We start from the raw sequence: 233 nt of genomic DNA, 5'->3' as shown, positions 1-233 counted from the left end.
GACGTCTTCTGCCCGGTTGCGGAGCGCGGCAGCAGCCGCATCGCGGTCGCGAGATCCTCGAGCGTCGGCAGCACCTTCTCGATGCCCGTCACCGCAACATGCACGCGCGGCATGACCGTGCACATGCCCTCGTTCCCTTCGTTCGTCACGATCGCGACCGAGCCCGTCTCCGCGATCACGAAATTGCCGCCCGTCACGCCCATGTCGGCCGACATGAAATGCGGGCGCAGCAC

General features: G+C 67.0%; 1 protein-coding gene. It reads right to left on the bottom strand.

From position 1 onward, the window contains the following. The coding region (locus AAEZ02_RS23580) for an LUD domain-containing protein (RefSeq protein ID WP_351125685.1) at positions 1 to 233 on the bottom strand (233 nt) is incomplete at both ends.

It is taken from the genome of Shewanella sp. T24-MNA-CIBAN-0130, assembly GCF_040310185.1.
GTDB classification, from domain to species: Bacteria; Pseudomonadota; Gammaproteobacteria; order Enterobacterales; family Shewanellaceae; genus Shewanella; species Shewanella psychromarinicola.
The sequence above is the reverse complement of the archived record's forward strand: the minus strand, read 5'-3'. Positions and strand labels throughout refer to the sequence as shown.